The organism is Acidimicrobiales bacterium (genome assembly GCA_035533095.1).
Classification (GTDB): domain Bacteria; phylum Actinomycetota; class Acidimicrobiia; order Acidimicrobiales; family Palsa-688; genus DATLUM01.
In genome coordinates this window covers 1-17,133 of record DATLUM010000096.1, presented here as the reverse complement: position 1 = coordinate 17,133, position 17,133 = coordinate 1, and the positions used below count along the sequence as shown (strand labels likewise).

13 protein-coding genes are annotated in these 17,133 nt (G+C 68.7%); 10 read left to right on the top strand and 3 right to left on the bottom strand.

All coding sequences use genetic code 11. The annotated features are described in order from the left end of the window. Positions 1-9: 9 nt before the first annotated feature. The 7 genes from VNF71_12165 to VNF71_12135 all read left to right on the top strand — a co-directional run bounded on the left by VNF71_12165 (position 10) and on the right by VNF71_12135 (position 9,612). Positions 10-801: a type III pantothenate kinase gene (locus tag VNF71_12165; GenBank protein HVA75307.1), complete on the top strand. Its 792-nt coding sequence runs from the start codon at positions 10-12 to the stop codon at positions 799-801. Then, the gene (gene lysS, locus VNF71_12160; GenBank protein ID HVA75306.1) at positions 798-2,207 is read left to right on the top strand and encodes a lysine--tRNA ligase; all 1,410 of its coding nucleotides are present in this window, start codon (positions 798-800) and stop codon (positions 2,205-2,207) included. The genes VNF71_12165 and lysS overlap by 4 nt, the downstream gene beginning before the upstream one ends. Before the next feature lie 170 nt (positions 2,208-2,377). Next, complete coding sequence (locus VNF71_12155; protein ID HVA75305.1) at positions 2,378-3,427, top strand: polyprenyl synthetase family protein; 1,050 nt, start codon at positions 2,378-2,380, stop codon at positions 3,425-3,427. A 106-nt stretch (positions 3,428-3,533) separates the two neighbouring features. Next, positions 3,534-6,050 carry an ATP-dependent Clp protease ATP-binding subunit gene (locus tag VNF71_12150; GenBank protein HVA75304.1) on the top strand — a complete coding sequence of 839 codons (2,517 nt, stop codon included), beginning with the start codon at positions 3,534-3,536 and terminating at the stop codon, positions 6,048-6,050. A 59-nt stretch (positions 6,051-6,109) separates the two neighbouring features. After that, entirely contained in the window at positions 6,110-6,934 is an 825-nt protein-coding gene (locus VNF71_12145; protein HVA75303.1) for a hypothetical protein, read from the top strand. A gap of 225 nt (positions 6,935-7,159) precedes the next feature. Further along, a complete protein-coding gene (gene radA / locus VNF71_12140; protein ID HVA75302.1) occupies positions 7,160-8,554 on the top strand; it encodes a DNA repair protein RadA in 1,395 nt (464 codons plus the stop codon). Between the two features lie 86 nt (positions 8,555-8,640). Then, positions 8,641-9,612, top strand: a complete 972-nt coding sequence (locus VNF71_12135) for a sigma-70 family RNA polymerase sigma factor (protein ID HVA75301.1) — start codon at positions 8,641-8,643, stop codon at positions 9,610-9,612. Positions 9,613-9,850: 238 nt separating this feature from the next. On the opposite strand, the gene VNF71_12130 is transcribed toward VNF71_12135, so the two are convergent. The 3 genes from VNF71_12130 to VNF71_12120 are packed head-to-tail and all read right to left on the bottom strand — an operon-like array spanning position 9,851 to position 12,784. Then, positions 9,851-11,128, bottom strand: a complete 1,278-nt coding sequence (locus VNF71_12130) for a cytochrome P450 (GenBank protein HVA75300.1) — start codon at positions 11,126-11,128, stop codon at positions 9,851-9,853. Between the two features lie 10 nt (positions 11,129-11,138). Then, positions 11,139-12,095, bottom strand: a complete 957-nt coding sequence (locus VNF71_12125) for a hypothetical protein (protein ID HVA75299.1) — start codon at positions 12,093-12,095, stop codon at positions 11,139-11,141. Continuing rightward, positions 12,092-12,784, bottom strand: coding sequence for a TetR/AcrR family transcriptional regulator (locus VNF71_12120; GenBank protein ID HVA75298.1), 693 nt, complete (start codon positions 12,782-12,784; stop codon positions 12,092-12,094). The genes VNF71_12125 and VNF71_12120 overlap by 4 nt, the downstream gene beginning before the upstream one ends. Positions 12,785-12,886: 102 nt before the next feature. On the opposite strand from VNF71_12120, the gene VNF71_12115 reads away from it, so the two are divergent. From VNF71_12115 to VNF71_12105, 3 genes are all read left to right on the top strand, one after another. Continuing rightward, complete coding sequence (locus tag VNF71_12115) at positions 12,887-13,879, top strand: hypothetical protein (protein ID HVA75297.1); 993 nt, start codon at positions 12,887-12,889, stop codon at positions 13,877-13,879. A gap of 205 nt (positions 13,880-14,084) precedes the next feature. Beyond that, positions 14,085-15,608 carry an ABC transporter substrate-binding protein gene (locus VNF71_12110; GenBank protein ID HVA75296.1) on the top strand — a complete coding sequence of 508 codons (1,524 nt, stop codon included), beginning with the start codon at positions 14,085-14,087 and terminating at the stop codon, positions 15,606-15,608. After that, positions 15,605-17,065: a VOC family protein gene (locus tag VNF71_12105; GenBank protein HVA75295.1), complete on the top strand. Its 1,461-nt coding sequence runs from the start codon at positions 15,605-15,607 to the stop codon at positions 17,063-17,065. Before VNF71_12110 ends, VNF71_12105 begins: the two co-directional genes overlap by 4 nt. The last annotated feature ends 68 nt before the right edge of the window (positions 17,066-17,133 follow it).

Genomic DNA, 17,133 nt, shown 5'->3' with positions numbered 1-17,133 from the left:
CGACAACCCGTGCTGGTCGCCATCGACGTCGGTAACACCCAGACGGTCGTCGGGCTGTTCGGTCCCGGTGACGGCCCCGCCGGCAGCGGCCCCGAGCTCGCCTACCACTGGCGGATCGCGACCGTAGCGTCGCGCACGGCGGACGAGCTGGCGATGCTGATCGATCAGCTGTTCCAGCTGCAGGGGCTCGATCCAGAGGATGTGATCACGGGTCTTGCCGTCGCGTCGGTCGTGCCCCGGCAGAGGACGGCGCTGCGGGAGATGGCCGATCGCTGGTTCAAGGTCGACACGGTGATCGTCGAGCCGGGTGTCCGTACCGGGATGCCGATCCACTACGACAACCCGAAGGAGGTCGGAGCGGACCGTATCGCCGACGCTGTCGCCGCGTACGAGCGCTACGGCGGGCCGACGATCGTCGTCGACTTCGGGACGGCGACGACGTTCGAGGTGGTGTCGGAGCGCGGCGAGTATCTCGGCGGCGTGATCCTGCCCGGCATCGAGATATCGCTGGAGGCGCTGTTCGCCCGCGCGGCGCTGCTCCCGCGCGTCGAGCTGATCGAGCCGCGCAGTGTTCTCGCGAAGAACACGGTCGAGTCGGTGCAGTCCGGGGTGATCTACGGGTTCGCCGCGCAGGTCGACGGCCTGTGCCGGCGCCTCGAGGACGAGCTCGGCCCTTGCCAGGTGGTCGCGACCGGTGGCCTCGCCGGCTTGATCGGTCCGTACTCCGCCGCCATCGAGCACCACGAGCCGTGGCTCACATTGGAGGGCCTGCGCATCATTTTCGGCCGTAACCAGAAATGAGCATCCCCTACCGCTTCGACCCGGACGCTACGGCGGCCGACCTCGCGACGTGCTACGCGGACCTGCCTGCCAGCGCGGAGACCGGTGCGATGGTGACCGTCGCCGGCCGGTTGATGCTGAGACGCGAGATGGGAAAGCTGGCGTTCGGGACCCTGCGCGATCCGACCGGGTCGATCCAGCTCTTCGCCGGCGCGAAATGGACCGCTGACTTCGAAGGGTTCGTGCACCTCTCGCTTGGTGACTGGATCGGAGCGACGGGAGAGGTCGTGAGGACCAAGACCGGCGAGCTGTCGGTGAAGGTGGCCGAGTGGACCCTGCTGGCGCAAGCGCGCCGCGGGTTCGGCGACAAGTGGCGCGGGATAACGGACGTCGACATGCGCTACAGGCAGCGCTACGCCGACCTGTGGGCCAACGAGGAGTCGCGCGCGACCCTCGCCCTGCGCAGCGAGCTCATCTCGTGGATCCGCACCTGGCTCGAGGACCGCGGCTTCCTCGAAGTCGAGACCCCCGTCTTCCATCCGATCCCCGGAGGCGCGCTAGCGAGGCCGTTCGTCACCCACCACAACGCGCTCGACCTCGACCTGTACTTGCGCGTCGCGCCGGAGCTCTACCTCAAACGGCTCGTCGTCGGAGGCTTCGAGCGGGTCTTCGAGATCGCCCGGGTGTTCCGCAACGAGGGGATCTCCCCGCGCCACAACCCCGAGTTCACAATGCTCGAGCTGTACCAGGCCTACGCGGACTACACCGACATGATGGCCCTCACCGAGAACCTCGTCGCCGGCGCCGCGCAGCACCTGCTGGGCACCACGTCCCTGACGTACGCAGGCAGGCCGCTTGACCTGGCGGTCCCCTGGAAGCGCGCCACGATGACATCGCTGATAGAAGAGCACGCCGGTGTGACGGTCGATCTCGACACCCCGATCGACGAGCTGCGCAAGGTCGCCGAGTCCGCCGGCGTCGAGCCACATCCCGGTTGGGGACCCGGCAAGCTGATCCTCGAGATCTACGAGAAGACCACCGAGCATGCCCTGTGGGGACCGGTCTTCGTCCTCGACTACCCGAAGGAGGTCTCACCTCTGTCGCGTGACCATCGCAGCCGGCCGGGCTACGTGGAGCGTTTCGAACCGATCGTCGCCGGGCGGGAGCTGGGCAACGCGTTCAGCGAGCTGGTCGACCCCGACGAGCAACGCGCCCGCTTCGAAGCGCAGGCCGCGGAGAAGGCCGCCGGCGACGAAGAGGCCATGGTCGTCGACGAGGACTACCTGCGTGCGCTCGAGTACGGCCTTCCGCCAACCGGCGGGCTGGGTATCGGGATCGACCGGCTGGCCATGTTGCTCTCGGGCGCCGAGGCCATCCGCGACGTGATCGCCTTCCCGACCATGCGCCCAGAGCAGGAGCGCGACTGACGGCCAAGGTACGGCCGGAGCGGAAGCACCGCCCTAGAGGGGTTCGCAGAATTATTGGCGCGAACCTCTTTTGAGCCCTCGGCGACCAGGGCAGCGGGCCCCGTTGCGGGTATGGACGGACAACCATGCCAGTTCGTGAAGCCCGCGGGTCTCGCCTACGCTCGCCCGGAGTGAACGTCGTGGAAGAGCTGCGTCTCCCTGGCCTCGAGGAGGCCTTGGGTCGGGTCGAGTTGGCTCTCGCCGAGGCCACCGCGGCCGAAGACCGGTTCCTTTCCGAAGTCGCCGCCCATCTCGCGTCTGCGGGTGGCAAGAGGCTCCGCCCGGCGCTTCTCATAGCCGCATCACAGGCAGCGGCCCGCGACGCAGCCGACGGTCACGTTGCCAGGCGCGGCGCCGCCGTCAGCGACGAAGCGGTCCGCGGCGGAGTCGCTGTTGAGCTCGTCCACCTCGGTTCGCTCTACCACGACGACGTGATGGACGAGGCGACCAACCGGCGTGGAGTCGCGAGCGTCAACGCGAAATGGGGCAACCTCGTCGCGATCCTCGCCGGCGATTTCCTCCTCGCGCGCGCCTCGGAGATAGCGGCCTCCCTCGGGACCGAGGTCGCCGCCCTTCTCGCCCGGACGATCAGCCGTCTCTGCGAAGGAGAGGTCGGCCAGCTTCGCTACGCCTTTGACGTCCGGCGCCCGGCCGAGGCGTACAGGTCCTCGATTGCCGGGAAGACCGCGTCGCTGATGTCCACTTCGGCCCGGATCGGAGCGCTGGTGGCAGGCGCGCCCCGCCCCTGGGTCGACGCCCTGACCTCGTATGGGGAAGCTCTCGGCATGGCATTCCAGATCTGGGACGACGTGCGCGACGTCATCTGCTCCGACGAGGCCCTCGGCAAACCGGCGGGCCATGACATGGTCGAAGGGACCTACACCCTGCCGGTCATCCTGGCGCTCGGCGTCAACGGGGCCGGCGATGACCTTCGGTCGATTCTCGGAGCGCCTCTGGACGCCCCGGCGCGTGAAAAGGCCCGTGACCTGGTGATCTCCAGCGGTGCCATCGAAGTGGCGGTCGCTGAAGCCCGCCGTTGGGCATCGAAGGCGGATGCCGCGCTGGAACCGGTTCGCGCAGCGGCGGGAGGTTCGCCGGGCGCGGCGGAGTGGCGGCTGGAGCGGCTCCGGATGCTGGGCGGGGTCGGGCACTGGCTGCTCGACCAGCTCGACCTGCCCTGAGAGCCGCTGGTGGCCAGCGAGTAGAGCAATTACCTCAAGGACGGCGCGCCGATGGGCCGAACGTTGAAGGGGGCTCCCGGGTACACTGACGGGACGGAGGACCAGCATGTTCGAACGCTTCACTGACCGAGCCCGACGGGTACTTGTACTGGCCCAGGAGGAGGCACGCCTCCTCAACCACAACTTCATCGGCACCGAGCACATCCTGCTTGGACTGATCCACGAGGGCGAGGGGGTCGCAGCCAAGGCTCTCGAGTCGCTCGGGATCAGCCTCGAGGCGGTCAGGGAGAAGGTGGAGGAGACGATAGGCCCGGCCGGGTCTTCGACCACCGGATCCCCCCCGTTCACACCGCGCGCCAAGAAGGTCCTGGAGCTGTCGTTGCGCGAGGCGCTCCAGCTCGGTCACAACTACATCGGGACCGAGCACATGCTCCTCGGCCTTGTCCGCGAGGGCGAGGGTGTCGCCGCGCAGGTTCTCGTCAGTCTCGGCGCCGACCTCTCCAGGGTGCGCCAGCAGGTCATCCAGCTGCTCTCCGGCTATCAGTCGCCGGGCGGCAAGGAAGGCGCCCCCGCCGGCGCGGGCGGACCCTCCGGGCAGGAGACCCCGAGCGGCTCGCCGGTCCTCGACCAGTTCGGCCGCAACCTCACCCAGCTCGCACGCGAGCGCAAACTCGACCCGGTCATCGGGCGCGACCGCGAGATAGAGCGGGTCATGCAGGTTCTGTCCCGCCGCACGAAGAACAATCCTGTCCTCATCGGCGAGCCCGGCGTCGGCAAGACCGCGATCGTCGAGGGGCTTTCGCAGAAGATCGTCTCGGGCGACGTTCCCGAGACCATCAAGGGCAAGCAGCTGTACACCCTCGACCTGGGTGCCCTCGTCGCAGGATCGCGCTACCGGGGCGACTTCGAAGAGCGCTTGAAGAAGGTCCTGAAGGAGATCCGGACCCGCGGGGACATCATCCTGTTCATCGACGAGCTCCACACGCTCGTCGGTGCGGGCGCGGCGGAAGGCGCCATCGATGCCGCGTCGATCCTCAAGCCGATGCTCGCCCGCGGCGAGCTTCAGACGATCGGCGCGACGACGCTCGACGAGTACCGCAAGCACCTCGAGAAGGACGCGGCCCTCGAGCGGCGCTTCCAACCCATCAAGGTCGAGGAGCCGTCGCTCAGCCACACCATCGAGATCCTCAAAGGCCTTCGAGACCGCTATGAGTCGCACCACGGCGTGACGATCACCGACCAGGCCGTCGTAGCGGCGGCAAACCTCGCGGACCGCTATATCGCCGACCGTTACCTGCCCGACAAGGCGATCGACCTCATCGACGAGGCCGGCAGCCGCCTGCGCATCCGGCGCATGGCCACGCCGGCGGACTACAAGGCGATCGAAGACGAGATCGTTAAGGTCCGCAAGGAAAAAGAGCTGGCCATCGAGAAGCAAAACTTCGATCAGGCCAAGAAATTCCGCGAGAAGGAGGAGGACCTCCTCCAGCGCAAGGTCGCCAAGGAACAGGAGTGGCGCGCCGAGGGCGTAGACCTCTTCGACGTCGTCGACGAGGAGGTCATAGCCGAGGTCCTCGCCAACTGGACCGGCATCCCTGTCTACAAGTTGACGGAGGAGGAGACCGCCAAGCTCCTGCGCATGGAGGACGAGCTGCACAAGCGGGTCATTGGCCAGCAGGACGCGATCAAGGCTGTTTCCCAGGCGATCCGCCGCACCCGTGCCGGCCTCAAGGACCCGAAGCGCCCGAGCGGCTCGTTCATCTTCCTGGGCCCGTCGGGTGTCGGAAAGACCGAGACCGCCAAAACCCTTGCGGAGTTCCTCTTCGGCGACGAGAACTCGCTCATCCAGCTCGACATGTCCGAGTACATGGAGAAGCACACCGTCTCACGGCTCGTGGGGTCGCCTCCGGGCTACGTCGGTTACGAAGAGGGCGGCCAGCTCACCGAGGCGGTGCGCCGCAAGCCGTTCTCCGTGGTGCTCTTCGACGAGATCGAGAAGGCGCATCCCGACGTCTTCAACGCCTTGTTGCAGATCCTCGAGGACGGACGGCTGACCGACTCGCAGGGCCGCACGGTGGACTTCAAGAACACCGTGATCATCATGACCTCGAACCTCGGCACCGCGGACCTGCGCAAGGCATCGGTCGGCTTCGCCAAGACCAGCGAGGCGGTGACCTACGAGAAGATGAAGGCCAAGGTCCACGATGCCTTGAAGCAGCACTTCCGGCCCGAGTTCCTCAACCGGATCGACGACGTCATCGTCTTCCACGAGCTCACCCGCGACGAGGTCACCGAGATCATCGACCTGATGATCAAGCGACTACGCGATCAGCTGGAAAGCCAGGGCCTCTCGCTCGAGCTCTCCCAGGCCGCCAAGTACTACGTCGTCGAGAAGGGCTACGACCCGACCCTCGGAGCCCGGCCACTCCGGCGAGCGCTGCAGCGACTGGTCGAGGACCCGCTGTCGGAGAAGATCCTGTGGAAGGAGTTCCGCGCCGGCGAGACGATCATCGTCGACGTCGAGCCCGACCCCGAGACAGGTGAGCACGTCCTCGTGTTCCGCTCGGTCGAGGGTCTCGAGCCGCCGCCGGTCGAGATGGCCGGCGCCGGCAGCGGGGAGTAGCGCTGCGGGGGGTTCGCCCCCCGCAGCTTCTTAACCGGCGGGGCCTTTGGCTCGTGTCGGTGGCTGTGGCGGGGGCCGTACTGCTGGCCGGGTGCCGCGTGGATACGCGGGTTTCGGTTGTCGAGAAGTCCGGTGGCGCCGGAACCGTTCGCGTGACCGTCGCGTTCGATCCGTCCGCGGTACGCGCATTCGGCGGGCAGCCGAACCTCGCCAAACAGTTGCAGTACTCAGACCTGGAGGCCGCCGGCTGGACGGTATCCGGCCCGACGACCTCCGCCGGCGGGGGTGCGTCGGTTACGGCGACGCACGGCTTCTCCGACGGCACCCAGCTGGAGCAGCTGATGTCGGCCCTCGCCGGCAGCGGCCCGGGGCCCAGGCCGTTCCGCCTGAGCGCGACAGACGGCGGCGGGTTCTGGACCCACAAGACCGTGATCCGCGGGGCCGTCGACCTGCGTTGCGGCCTGGAGTGCTTCGGCGACCCCGGCCTCCAGTCGGCGCTGGGCGGGTCGCTCGGAGTCGCCCCACAGCCGTTGGAGCAGGCCGCCGGTGAGGGCGCCGCTCAGGTGTTCACCTTCTCCCTTGCTGTGCGACTCGCCGGTCACGCCGACTCGGTCACGGGCCATCCCTCCGTGTCGCGGGACGGCACGCTGACCTGGTCGGCACCTCTTGGTCAGTCGACCGTGGTCGGCGCGCTCAGCGAGAGCGTCGACTGGGGCCACGTGATCCTCGTCGCGGTCCTCGCCACCCTCGTGCTGATCGGTGGCGGCGGTGGCCTGCTCCTGAGGCGCCGCCGGCGCCGCCGGCTGCTCCATCCCGGCGTAGGCGACGCCGAGGTGGCGCTCCCTGGCGAATCGGCCCCGGCGATCCCGGGGGAGGGGATCTGACCGGAGCCGGGTGTTCTCCCTCCGGCCGGCGTCATCACGTGGCCGTGAGTGGACAGAGAATGCCGCCTCGCCCGGTCTATCCGTGGACTCTGTTCGTTCCTGGCGCTTTTCGGAGCGTCAGGAGTGGACAGAGAATCCGCCCGCGGTGCCGCCCAGCCGCGAACCCTGTCCGCTTCGAGCTCGCGGTCCGCGGCCCGGTCACACCCCGCCCGTAAGGTCTTGCGCATGGCCCGCGCCCGGACCGTCCACCGATGCACCGAATGCGGGGCAGCGGCACCGCGCTGGTCGGGCCGGTGCGGTACCTGCGGGTCGTGGAACACCCTCGTAGAGGAGGTCGAGCGGCGCGAACCGAAGGCGGCAGCGACCCCTTCAGGCGCCACGCCCGTCCTGCTCGCCGACCTGCCCACCGACGCTGGCTCGCTCGCGTCGACGGGGGTCGAGGAGTTCGACCGTGTCCTGGGTGGCGGACTGTTCGCCGGTTCGGTGACCCTTCTCGGTGGCGAGCCGGGCATCGGCAAGTCGACCCTCCTCCTGCAAATTGCCGCCTCGATGGCGGACCGCGGGGTTCGGTGCCTCGTGGTGTCAGCCGAAGAGTCCCCGGCCCAGGTCGGCCAGCGCGCCCGGCGTCTCGGGGCTCTGAGCCCGAACCTGTGGATCGTCGGGGAGACGTCCTTGCCGGCGATCCAGGAGGCGGTGAGCGAGGTGAAGCCGGAAGTGCTCGTCGTGGACTCCATCCAGACGATCTGGGACCCCGACTTGGAGTCCGCGCCGGGGTCGGTGTCCCAGGTCCGTGACTGCGCCCACCGGCTCGCCGTGGCGGCGAAATCGGGAGGGCCTTCGGTCATCCTCGTCGGCCACGTGACCAAGGACGGGGCGCTGGCAGGCCCGCGGGTGCTGGAGCACCTCGTGGATACGGTGCTCTCGTTCGAGGGGGAACGCCACCACGCGCTTCGCATGCTGCGCGCCGTGAAGCACCGCTTCGGCGCAACCGGCGAGCTTGGGCTTTTCGAGATGACCGCCACCGGCCTCGAGGGAGTCGCGGATCCAGGGTCGCTGTTCCTCGCGGATCGCCGGCCCGGGACACCCGGCTCGGTCGTCTTTCCGGCAATGGAGGGCCATCGGCCGCTGCTGGTCGAGATTCAGGCTCTCGTCGTGAAGACCAACGCACCGAGTCCGCGCAGGTCGGCGTCCGGCTACGACGGGGGGCGTTTGGCCTTGCTGCTCGCCGTGCTCGACCGCAGAGCGGGAATCCACCTCGGAGATCACGAGGTGTACGTCTCGGCAGTCGGCGGTGTCCGTGTCGACGACCCGGGCGCGGATCTGGCCGTGTGCATGGCGCTCGCATCGGCGAAGACGTCCAGACCGGTCGATGGCGGGCTGGTCGTGTTGGGAGAGGTCGGACTCGGCGGGGAGCTGCGTCAGGTGGCACACACCCCGCGACGCCTCGCCGAAGCGGAACGCCTCGGGTTCCGTGCAGCCGTCGTGCCGTCCCGGGCGCCGCTTTCGGATGGCGGACTCCGCGGCCACCCGGTCGCGTCGCTCGCGGACGCGATCGACGGCTTTCTTGGCGCGCGACCGTCGCAACCGCCAAGCCCCCCGCTGCGCCTGGCCGGAACATGACCGATGACTTCACGGCGCGGCATCCGTCAGTGGAGGTGATGAACCAGGCCGTCCTCGACCACCTAGAGCCTGTAGCGTCGTCAAGCGTGACCTCAGGCACAGCCGTCGAGACCGAGGATCTCGAACAGTACCGGAGGCAGCTGACTGGCTACTGCTACCGGATGCTGGGCTCGGGATCCGAGGCAGAGGACGCCGTCCAGGAGACGATGCTTCGCGCATGGCGAGCGGCCGAAGAGTTTGAGGGCCGCTCGTCGGTCCGGTCGTGGTTGTACCGGATCGCGACCAACGTCTGCATCGACATGACCCGCCAGGTGCAGCGCCGCGCCCGCCCAATGGAACTGGGGCCCCCTTCTCCACCGGACGAGTCGTTGCTGGGCCCGTGGTTGCCCGAGACGACCTGGATCACCCCGATCCCCGATGCGCGCGTGGAGCCAGCCAGTTCGGACCCCGCCGACGTCGCCGTGCATCGCGAGTCGATCCGCTTGGCCTTCGTTACCGCGCTCCAGCACCTCCCCGCTCGTCAGCGCGCCGTGCTCATCCTCTGTGAGGTGTTGCGCTGGCAGGCGACGGAGGTAGCCGATCTTCTTGACACGTCCGTAGCGGCAGTGAACAGCGCCCTGCAGCGAGCGCGGGCCACTCTGGCCGAGTTGCCTCCCGATCCCGGACCGGCCCGTCTCGATCAGGCCGATTCAGAGCTGGTGCGGCGTTACGTGGACGTGTTCGAGCGCTACGACATCGAGGCACTCGTGTCCTTGCTGCACGAGGACGCGGTCATGTCGATGCCTCCGTTCGCGATGTGGATCCACGGCGCGAGGTCGATCGGACGGTTTCTCGTCGAACCGACCCCGAGCCTTTGCCGCGGGTCGAAGCTTCTACCGGTGGCCGCCAACGGTTGCATCGCGTTCGGTCAGTACAAGCCCGATCTCGCCGGCGGCCGAAGCCCGTGGGGGCTGCAGGTCCTCGAGGTATCAGGGGGGCGGATCACCGGATTCCACGCCTTCTTGGACGCCGAGCGGATCTTTCCCGCCTTCGGCCTGCCAGGGCACCTCGAGGGTTAGCCCAGCCAGATCGAGGAGCTCGCGCATCTCGGGAGCGACCTCCGACAAGCGGATCGAAGCCCCGCCCCGCCGTGCCAGCAAGGCCAGGCGCGCGACGGTGTCCACCGCCTGCATGGTGGGCCGGCCTGCACCGCCTACGTTCCAGTCGACCTCAGAGCCCTCCTCGCTCACCACTGTCACGCGGTACCAGAGGCGGCAGGATCCCATTGACTACTTGGACGGAATCGCGCCTGGTGTCTCATCGGCTGCCGAGTGGCGCGGTCGGAGTGAACTTGACAGGCAGGTGCTTGATCCCCCCGACGAGCGGGATACCCAGGGCGGCCAGGGGGACAGGCGGCCCAGCGACCTCGATGTCCGGGAGGCGGGTGAGAAGCTGGCGGAAGGCGACCGCCAACTCGCGCCTGGCGAGATGGGCGCCGAGGCAGAAGTGCGGTCCGGGTCCGCCGAAGCCGACGTGATCGTTGGGGTCGCGGAGCACGTCGAACGTCTCGGGGTCGTCGAACCTGCGCGGGTCGCGGTTCGCGGCGCCGTAGAACAGGATCATCCGATCGCCGTCGTGCAGCTGGTGCCCCGACAGCTCGAGGTCGCGCGTGACGGTGCGGCGCATGAAGGTGACCGGGGAGGCGACGCGGACGATCTCCTCGACCGCACGCGGGGTGACGCCGGGCAGGTCCGCCTGCCAGATGGCGCGCTGGTCCGGGTTCTCGGCCAGGAGGTTCATGCCGTGACTGATGCCGGTGCGGGTGGTGTCGTTGCCGGCGACGGCGAGCAGGATGAAGAAAGGAGCCAGTTCGTGGGGTGCGAGGGTGTCTTCGCCGGCGTCGTTGTGGACCAGCGCGGTCGTGAGGTCGTCGGCGGGGTTCTTGCGGCGGTGCTCGGCGAGCTCGTTCATGAGGTTGGCGAGCTCCATGCCGGCGCCGAGCAGGGCGCCCATAAGCTGCTCTGGGTTGTCGGTGCCGACCATCTCGGGGTCGCCGCCGCCGAGGATGACATTGGTGGCGCGCAGGACCGTGGAGAACTCGCTGCGGGGGATGCCCATCATGTCGCAGATGATGAGCAGCGGGAAGGGCTGGGAGAGCACCTCGACCAGGTCGGCTTCGCCCTTCTCGCAGAAGCCGTCGATGACCTCGGAGCAGATCTTCTCGACCGAGTCGAGGACGCCTTGCAGCGCTCGCGGGGTGAAGGACCTCGCGACGATGCCGCGCTGGCGGGCGTGGCGGGGGTCGTCCATGACGATGAAGGACCCGAAGAACTCCATCGCCTCGGCGGGCAGGTCGGGAATGGATGTCGAGCCGCGACCGGAGCAGAAGTCGAGCGGGCGGCGGCTGATCTCCATCACCTCCGCCATGCGGGTGACCGCGTAGAACGGCAGCTCCTCCCAGGTGAGCGGGTCGACCGTCGTCACCTCCACGAACGGTGCCTGCTCGCGGATGTCGGCGAACTGGCTCATCCGGTCGGCGAGCGGGAGCTGCCAGAAGAGGGGGTCGGCGATCACTTGTGGGTCGACGCGAGTCATGATGCCTTCTTTACTCGATCGGGACGACCGGACGGGCCCGGTCGTCGAATTGGTGCAGGTACTCGCTGATGCCGTAGCCGGTCTTGCCGCGGTACTTCCAGCGCGCCAGGCCCTCGTTGACGACCGTGCCCCCCGGACGTATACCGCGCGTGCCCGGCTCGACGCGGAGCATGTCGCCTTCGAGCTCGTGCAGGTCCCCGGTCTTGTCGACCGCAACGACGTGGCTCCTCTTGTGGGTCACGCCGTCATCCTCGAGTTCGGTCTTGACCTCCCACACCTTGATCGACCGGAGCGACCCGTCGACCCACGCCCAGCCGCGGTGCAGATCCCCGGAGTCGGTGCCAATGCGGATGCCGCCGAAATGGGTGGCGTCGTCGATGTTGACGGAGAACCACCTCCACATCCGCGGAGCACCCCAGCGCCGCGGGCCCCACGACTTGTCGCGATTCCCGCGCGTTTGGCTGCCCAGGGTGACCGGCCGGCCGTCGATGCTGATCTCGCCCGACCAGCGGCCCGCCTGCTCCAGGTGGCCCTTTCCCACCATCTTGCGGGTGTCGCCGGACGCCCCGCCGCCCGCCGTGTTCTGCCCGTCGGCACCGATGAGCGGTGTCAGGGCGTCGAAGGTGACGTCCATCCTGACAGGGCCGGCGCTGCTGTCACCGCCTGCGGTGAGATTCCAGCACTTTCCCGCCTCGATCATGCGGTAACGGACGGGGCCGACCTGCAGGTCCGAGTCGACCATGCGATCGGTCTGCACGACGTGGCGGATGTGGGCCAGTCCGCCACCGGGTGCCCAGACGGAGAGACCCACGTCGATGGTCCCCTCGTTGGGACGCACGCCGATGCGGGTGAAGAAGCCACAGTCCGAGTCCGGGTCGTAGCAGTTGAAGTAGTAGGACTCCGACCACGCCGTGTCGCCCTCGACCGGGTGGGCGAGGTCGTGCTGGGGGTCGAGGATCGGGCTCATGTTCCCTCCGGGCTCGTGGCGTTCAGCGCCCGCAGGGCGAGCCCCGTGAGCAACTTGGCGGCTTCGGCGCGCACCGCAGGTCGCGACCGGCGAACGAAGACCTGCAGGCAGTAACGGTCGATCATCGCGTTGATGGCGCGCGATGTTTCGACCGGGTCTGGACCCGGGTCGAGCAGCCCCGCAGTGGACGCGGTGACGAACGCCTCGGCGAGGAGGTGCACGAACAGGTCCGTCAGCTCGGCGCGCAGTTCCGCGAGCGCCGGCTCGACCAGGCTGACCTCCTCCCACAACCGCTGGAACTTGGCGGTGCGCGCGTACATGTCGACGTAGCGCCCGATCAGACTCTCGAGACCCTCGAGACCGACGGCCGGGTCCCAGGTCTTGATGTCGGCGAGCGCCTTCAATGCCCACTCGGCCACGATCGCCGAGATGATCTCTTCCTTGCTGCGGAAGTACTGGTAGACGGTTCCCACCGCCACGCCCGCCTGCTCGGAGATGGCGGCCATGCTGGCGCCGCTCCATCCGGTCTGGATGAACACCTCGGACGCCGCCTTCAGGATGGCAGCGCGTGTTCGCCGCCCGCGCGTCCCGAGCGGCCGCTCATCGCCGTTTTCGAAACGTGCGTCCGCTCCCAGTACGGTGGTCGCGCTCCGCTGTAGCTCCCGCGTCATCGCGTCCAACCGGCTCACGCTCGAACCATACCTGAATAGTTGTTCATGTTCTAGGCGACCGGCGACCGGCAGGGCAGGGGCTGGACGCCGTCCTGCCGGGTCGTTGTAGCTTCAGGGCCCTTGACTCGTCCGCGTCGATGGGTGCTCTTGGTGGTCGTCGTCGCGGTCATCGCGGGGACCGCTGTCGTGGCGGCGTTGCTGGCTGGCGGGTCGAGCGATGGTCGCGGCAAGAACGCCGCCGCCGTTGCGAGGTGGAACGGCGCTGCGGCCGCCGCGTTCACCCCGCTCGCCACGCGCATCTCGGTCATGGCGCAGGACCGGGATCAGTTCTCCGCCGGCGGCCTCTCCCTCTCCGCGTACCGCGTCGAGCTCACGCAGGCCAAAGCGGTGATGCAATCGTCCGCCGCCGCGGCGGGTCAGCTGCCGCCCTATCCCGGATCGCCTCTGGTGGACCCTCTCTACGCGGCGACCGCGTCGCTGTACCTCGACGCGGTCGAGTGCGAGCTTGGCGCGCTCGACGTACCAGCCGGTGACCTCCGGAACCAGGTGATGCTGATCGCGACGCGCTTGCGTGAGCTCGCGGACCGCACCTTCGACCAGGGGCGGGTGCTGACGGGGCAGGGCCTGACCCCACCGGGGGTGCCCAAGGGGAGCGACGTCGTGCTGCCCGCCGAAGTGCCCGCCTGGGTGTCCGAAGGCCTGGCTGCAGGTCCCCCGCTGGCGGCACCTCCTCCGCCCGCAGCTACTTACCCCCCTGTGCGGCAGGGGACACGCCCTACCGAAGCATCGGACCGTTGGGCGGCGGCGGTCAACGCCCTGCACGTTACGTCACCGGCCGAAGTCGCACCTCACCTGGACACCTCCTCCGCCGGTGATTTGGGAACGCTGGCGGCCGGGCTGCAGAAGGACTCCGACGTCCTGGGCTCGATGCCCGACCCGGCGGTCGAGTTCGGCCGCGAGAAATCCGTCCGCCAGCGACTCGCCATCCTGATCGAGGCTGAGGCGTGCAGGGCGGCCCAGGCAGGAGACCTGGCTGGCACCGCCGGCACGTTGAATGGCCTGATGAACATCGCCCAAGCGCTGCTGATCACCGCCGTTTCGTTGCCCCGCTGATTTCTCTTCCTGGCGAAGGCCAGAGTCCCAAGAAGCGCGCTGGTTGCGCCGGCGGTCGGTCTTTCTCCATCGAAAGCGCGGGCGAGCGGTGGCCGGCGCAGGAAAGGTGGGCGACAACGGCGAAGGTATCGAACGGCACGTTGACCTGAGTCCGCGTTCAGGTCTAGGGTCGTGTCAAAACGTCAGGTAGCTGGGGGGTCCTGAGATGGCACGAGGGTCCGAGCACGGTCGGCCCGGCCGGCTGTCGGCCGAACAAGCAAGGCGGCTCGGGCTCGCTGCCGTCTCCTCGATCCTCGTGCTCGCCCTCGTGGCGGTGTCGGTCGAGGCCGGGCAGCGGCGTTTGGAGCGCGACCGGGGTGCACGTTCGGCGTCGCATACCTTGACCGTGTCCGGCGAGGGGCAGCCGGCAATCGGATCGACGGCTACGACGGTGGCGGGCGGTGCCTCGACGACCGGAACGGCCGGGTCCGGGCAGATGCTCTCGGGGACCGGCGCTCTCTCCTCCGGCCAAGCGGCGGCGGTGTCGAGCGGGGCCGCCGGCACCCCCCACACCTACGACCCGGGCGTGACCGACACGAGCATCCTGGTCGGTGGTTCCACGTTCCTTTCGGGTCCCGCCGCGGTGTACGGCGACCAGCTTGCGACCGGCCTTCAGGCGGGACTCGATGCCATCAACGCCGAAGGCGGTGTCAACGGCCGCAAGTTCCAGCTGGTCCTCTACGACGACGGCGCCGACCCGGCGAAGCAGCTGGCCAACACCAAGCGGCTGGTCGAGGTCGACCACGTTTTCGCCCTCACCATGATCTACGCGCCCGGTCAGCTCGGTCAGTACGTGTCGTCGGTGGGGATCCCCGTGTTCACCGAGGGCCAGTTCGACGAGGAGTTCACCAACCCCTGGTGGTTCGCCACCGGCGGCCCTCAGCGTCTCGGCTCGATAGCCATAGCCGAGAAGGCGGCGCAACTCGGCGCGAAGAAGGCGGCGATCTTTTACCTGAACGCCGGCGGCGGCAACTACACCGACGCGTACGCGCAAGCGGTCAGCGCTGACTTCCAGTCGCTCGGCATATCTGTCGCGTTCACCGAGTCGGTGAACCCGACCCAGAGCGACTGCACCGACGGCATGACCAAGGCCGCCGGAGACGGGGTGGACTTCATCGACTTCGAGCTCGACGTGGGCCACACCATCCCGTGCGTGCTGTCAGCGCAGGAGGAGAACTACAAGCCGGCCAAGGGTTGGGGCGGGTACCTGATCGGTGTCCCCGCCACCCCGCAGGGCATCGGCGCCTATTCCGCGGGCATGTACGCGGTCGACGCGTTCGGCCCGGTCTATCAGGACCCGACCTACCTGAAGTACGTGCACCAGGTGAACTCCCAGGTGGAGGCGGTCTCCTCGCCGACGGCTGGGATGTACACCGCCGCCTTCTTGATGGCGTCCGGCATCCAGAAGCTCGGCAACGACATAACCCGCCAGCGCCTACGCGACGTGATCAACACGTTCACGGACTGGACGCCGCCGTTCCTCAACCCCTCCGACAGCCAGGAGCCGCGCTACACGTTCCGCCCCGGCTGCCACGTCGGTCTCGGCAGCTTCTACTACATCCAGGTCAAGCAGAACCCGAGCAACTCGGGCGACTACGAGTTCTATCCGTCCTCCCCGTACATGCCGTTCTACGTGACGCAACCGGCGTCGTCGAACCCCATGTACACCTGCCGCAAGAGTGAGCCGTGACGGCCATCCCCATCGCGTTCAGCACCTCGGGCCGCAGCCGGCGCGGGCGGGTGCAGCTCGCCGGTCTGGCGATCACCGCCCCCCGTTGGCGTGAGGCCGTCGAGAGCTGGTGCGAGGTGGTCGGCCTCGACCCGCCGGGTGTGGACGTCGGCCTCGGAGGCCTCACCCGCCGGCGCTCCATCACCGTCGAACTGGTCGATCCGGCCGACGCTCTGCCCGCAGCAGAGAGCGAAGTCCGCGCCGACGAACCGGAAGCGGCAGAGCCCGGCATCGCCTGGCTGGTAGTCACCACCGACGACCTCGACGCAGCGCTGCGTCGCGTCGAAGCAGCCGGCTCCCCGCTGATCGCACCCCCGCTCGTGGACACCCGCGGCAACCGGGTCGCAGCGGTGAAAGGCCCGCTGGGTTTCACCGTCCGCATCGTCGAGCTTCAACCCCGAGCACGCCTGTCGCTGCTGGCCGGGCAGGGACCCCGGCGCGCCGAGGCTCACCTGCGGCTCGTCGCGGGCGTCAACGCCGTCTCAGCGCTCGTCCTCACAGGGTTCCTTGCACACCTCGCGGTCTCCAGAAGCCCGCATCACCAAGTGTCCTTTGGCTTCATGATCGGCTTCTGCACTCTCCTCGCCGCGGCAGCGGCACTGGTCGGGTACCCGAACGGCCTGATGGCGGGCGAGGACGAGCACGCCCGCGGCGCCGTGCGGACCATGCGCGCGGAGGTGGCAGGCAGTGACCGTTCCGACCTCGCCGGCTCGGGCTGGGCGCACTGGCGCAAGGGTCTCGAGTCGGCGGTCGTGGCCGGTGCCGCCGCCCTCGCCGTGCTCGGGCTCAGCTCAGCCGGGCTGCTCGGCCGTCCGATCGGGTTCTCGTTGCTGTGGGGATGGGCGGCGGCGGTCGGCGGGACCGCGCTCGTCCTTGCGGGAGCTTTCGGACGCCGGCGAGCAGTGCTCCTCGCGGGGCGCCGTGCCCACGGGTTGCCCGTCATCGCCGTGGGGCCGGTGCCGCTCCTGCGGCGCGCGTGGATGATGGGAGCGCTTCCCCTCGGTATCTTCAGCGCGGCCGTCAACGTCGGTCTCGCGTGGGCCGCGTACCGCTACGGCGTGTCTACCAAGACGCTGGGTTCGGACCTGCTCGGCTCGGTCGTTATAACCGCCGGCGCCAACTACCTCTTCGGTCGCCAGTGGGGCCGCGCCGACTGGTACGCAGGCCGTGTCGTCTTCCCCGCGGGCATGCGCCTGCCTGAACGGGTCAGGCTCGCACCGCAAGGGGTCGTCTTCGCGGTGATCGGCCTGCTCGTGGTCCTGAACCTGCTGGGCCACGCTCTCTCACACCCGCCGCAGCTCGACGGTGCACTCGCCCTTCGCAGCTTCGCCGGCCTGATGGCTGGTGGCGTCGGGTTCGGTCTCGGTGCCGTCGCGGGGACGCTCAACGCGGCGGCGGACGCGAGGGAGGCGCCGTGATCTCGCGCCGTCAACTCGGAGCGGGGCTCCTCGCCGGCGGGCTTGCCCTCGGTGCGGCCTGCGGAACG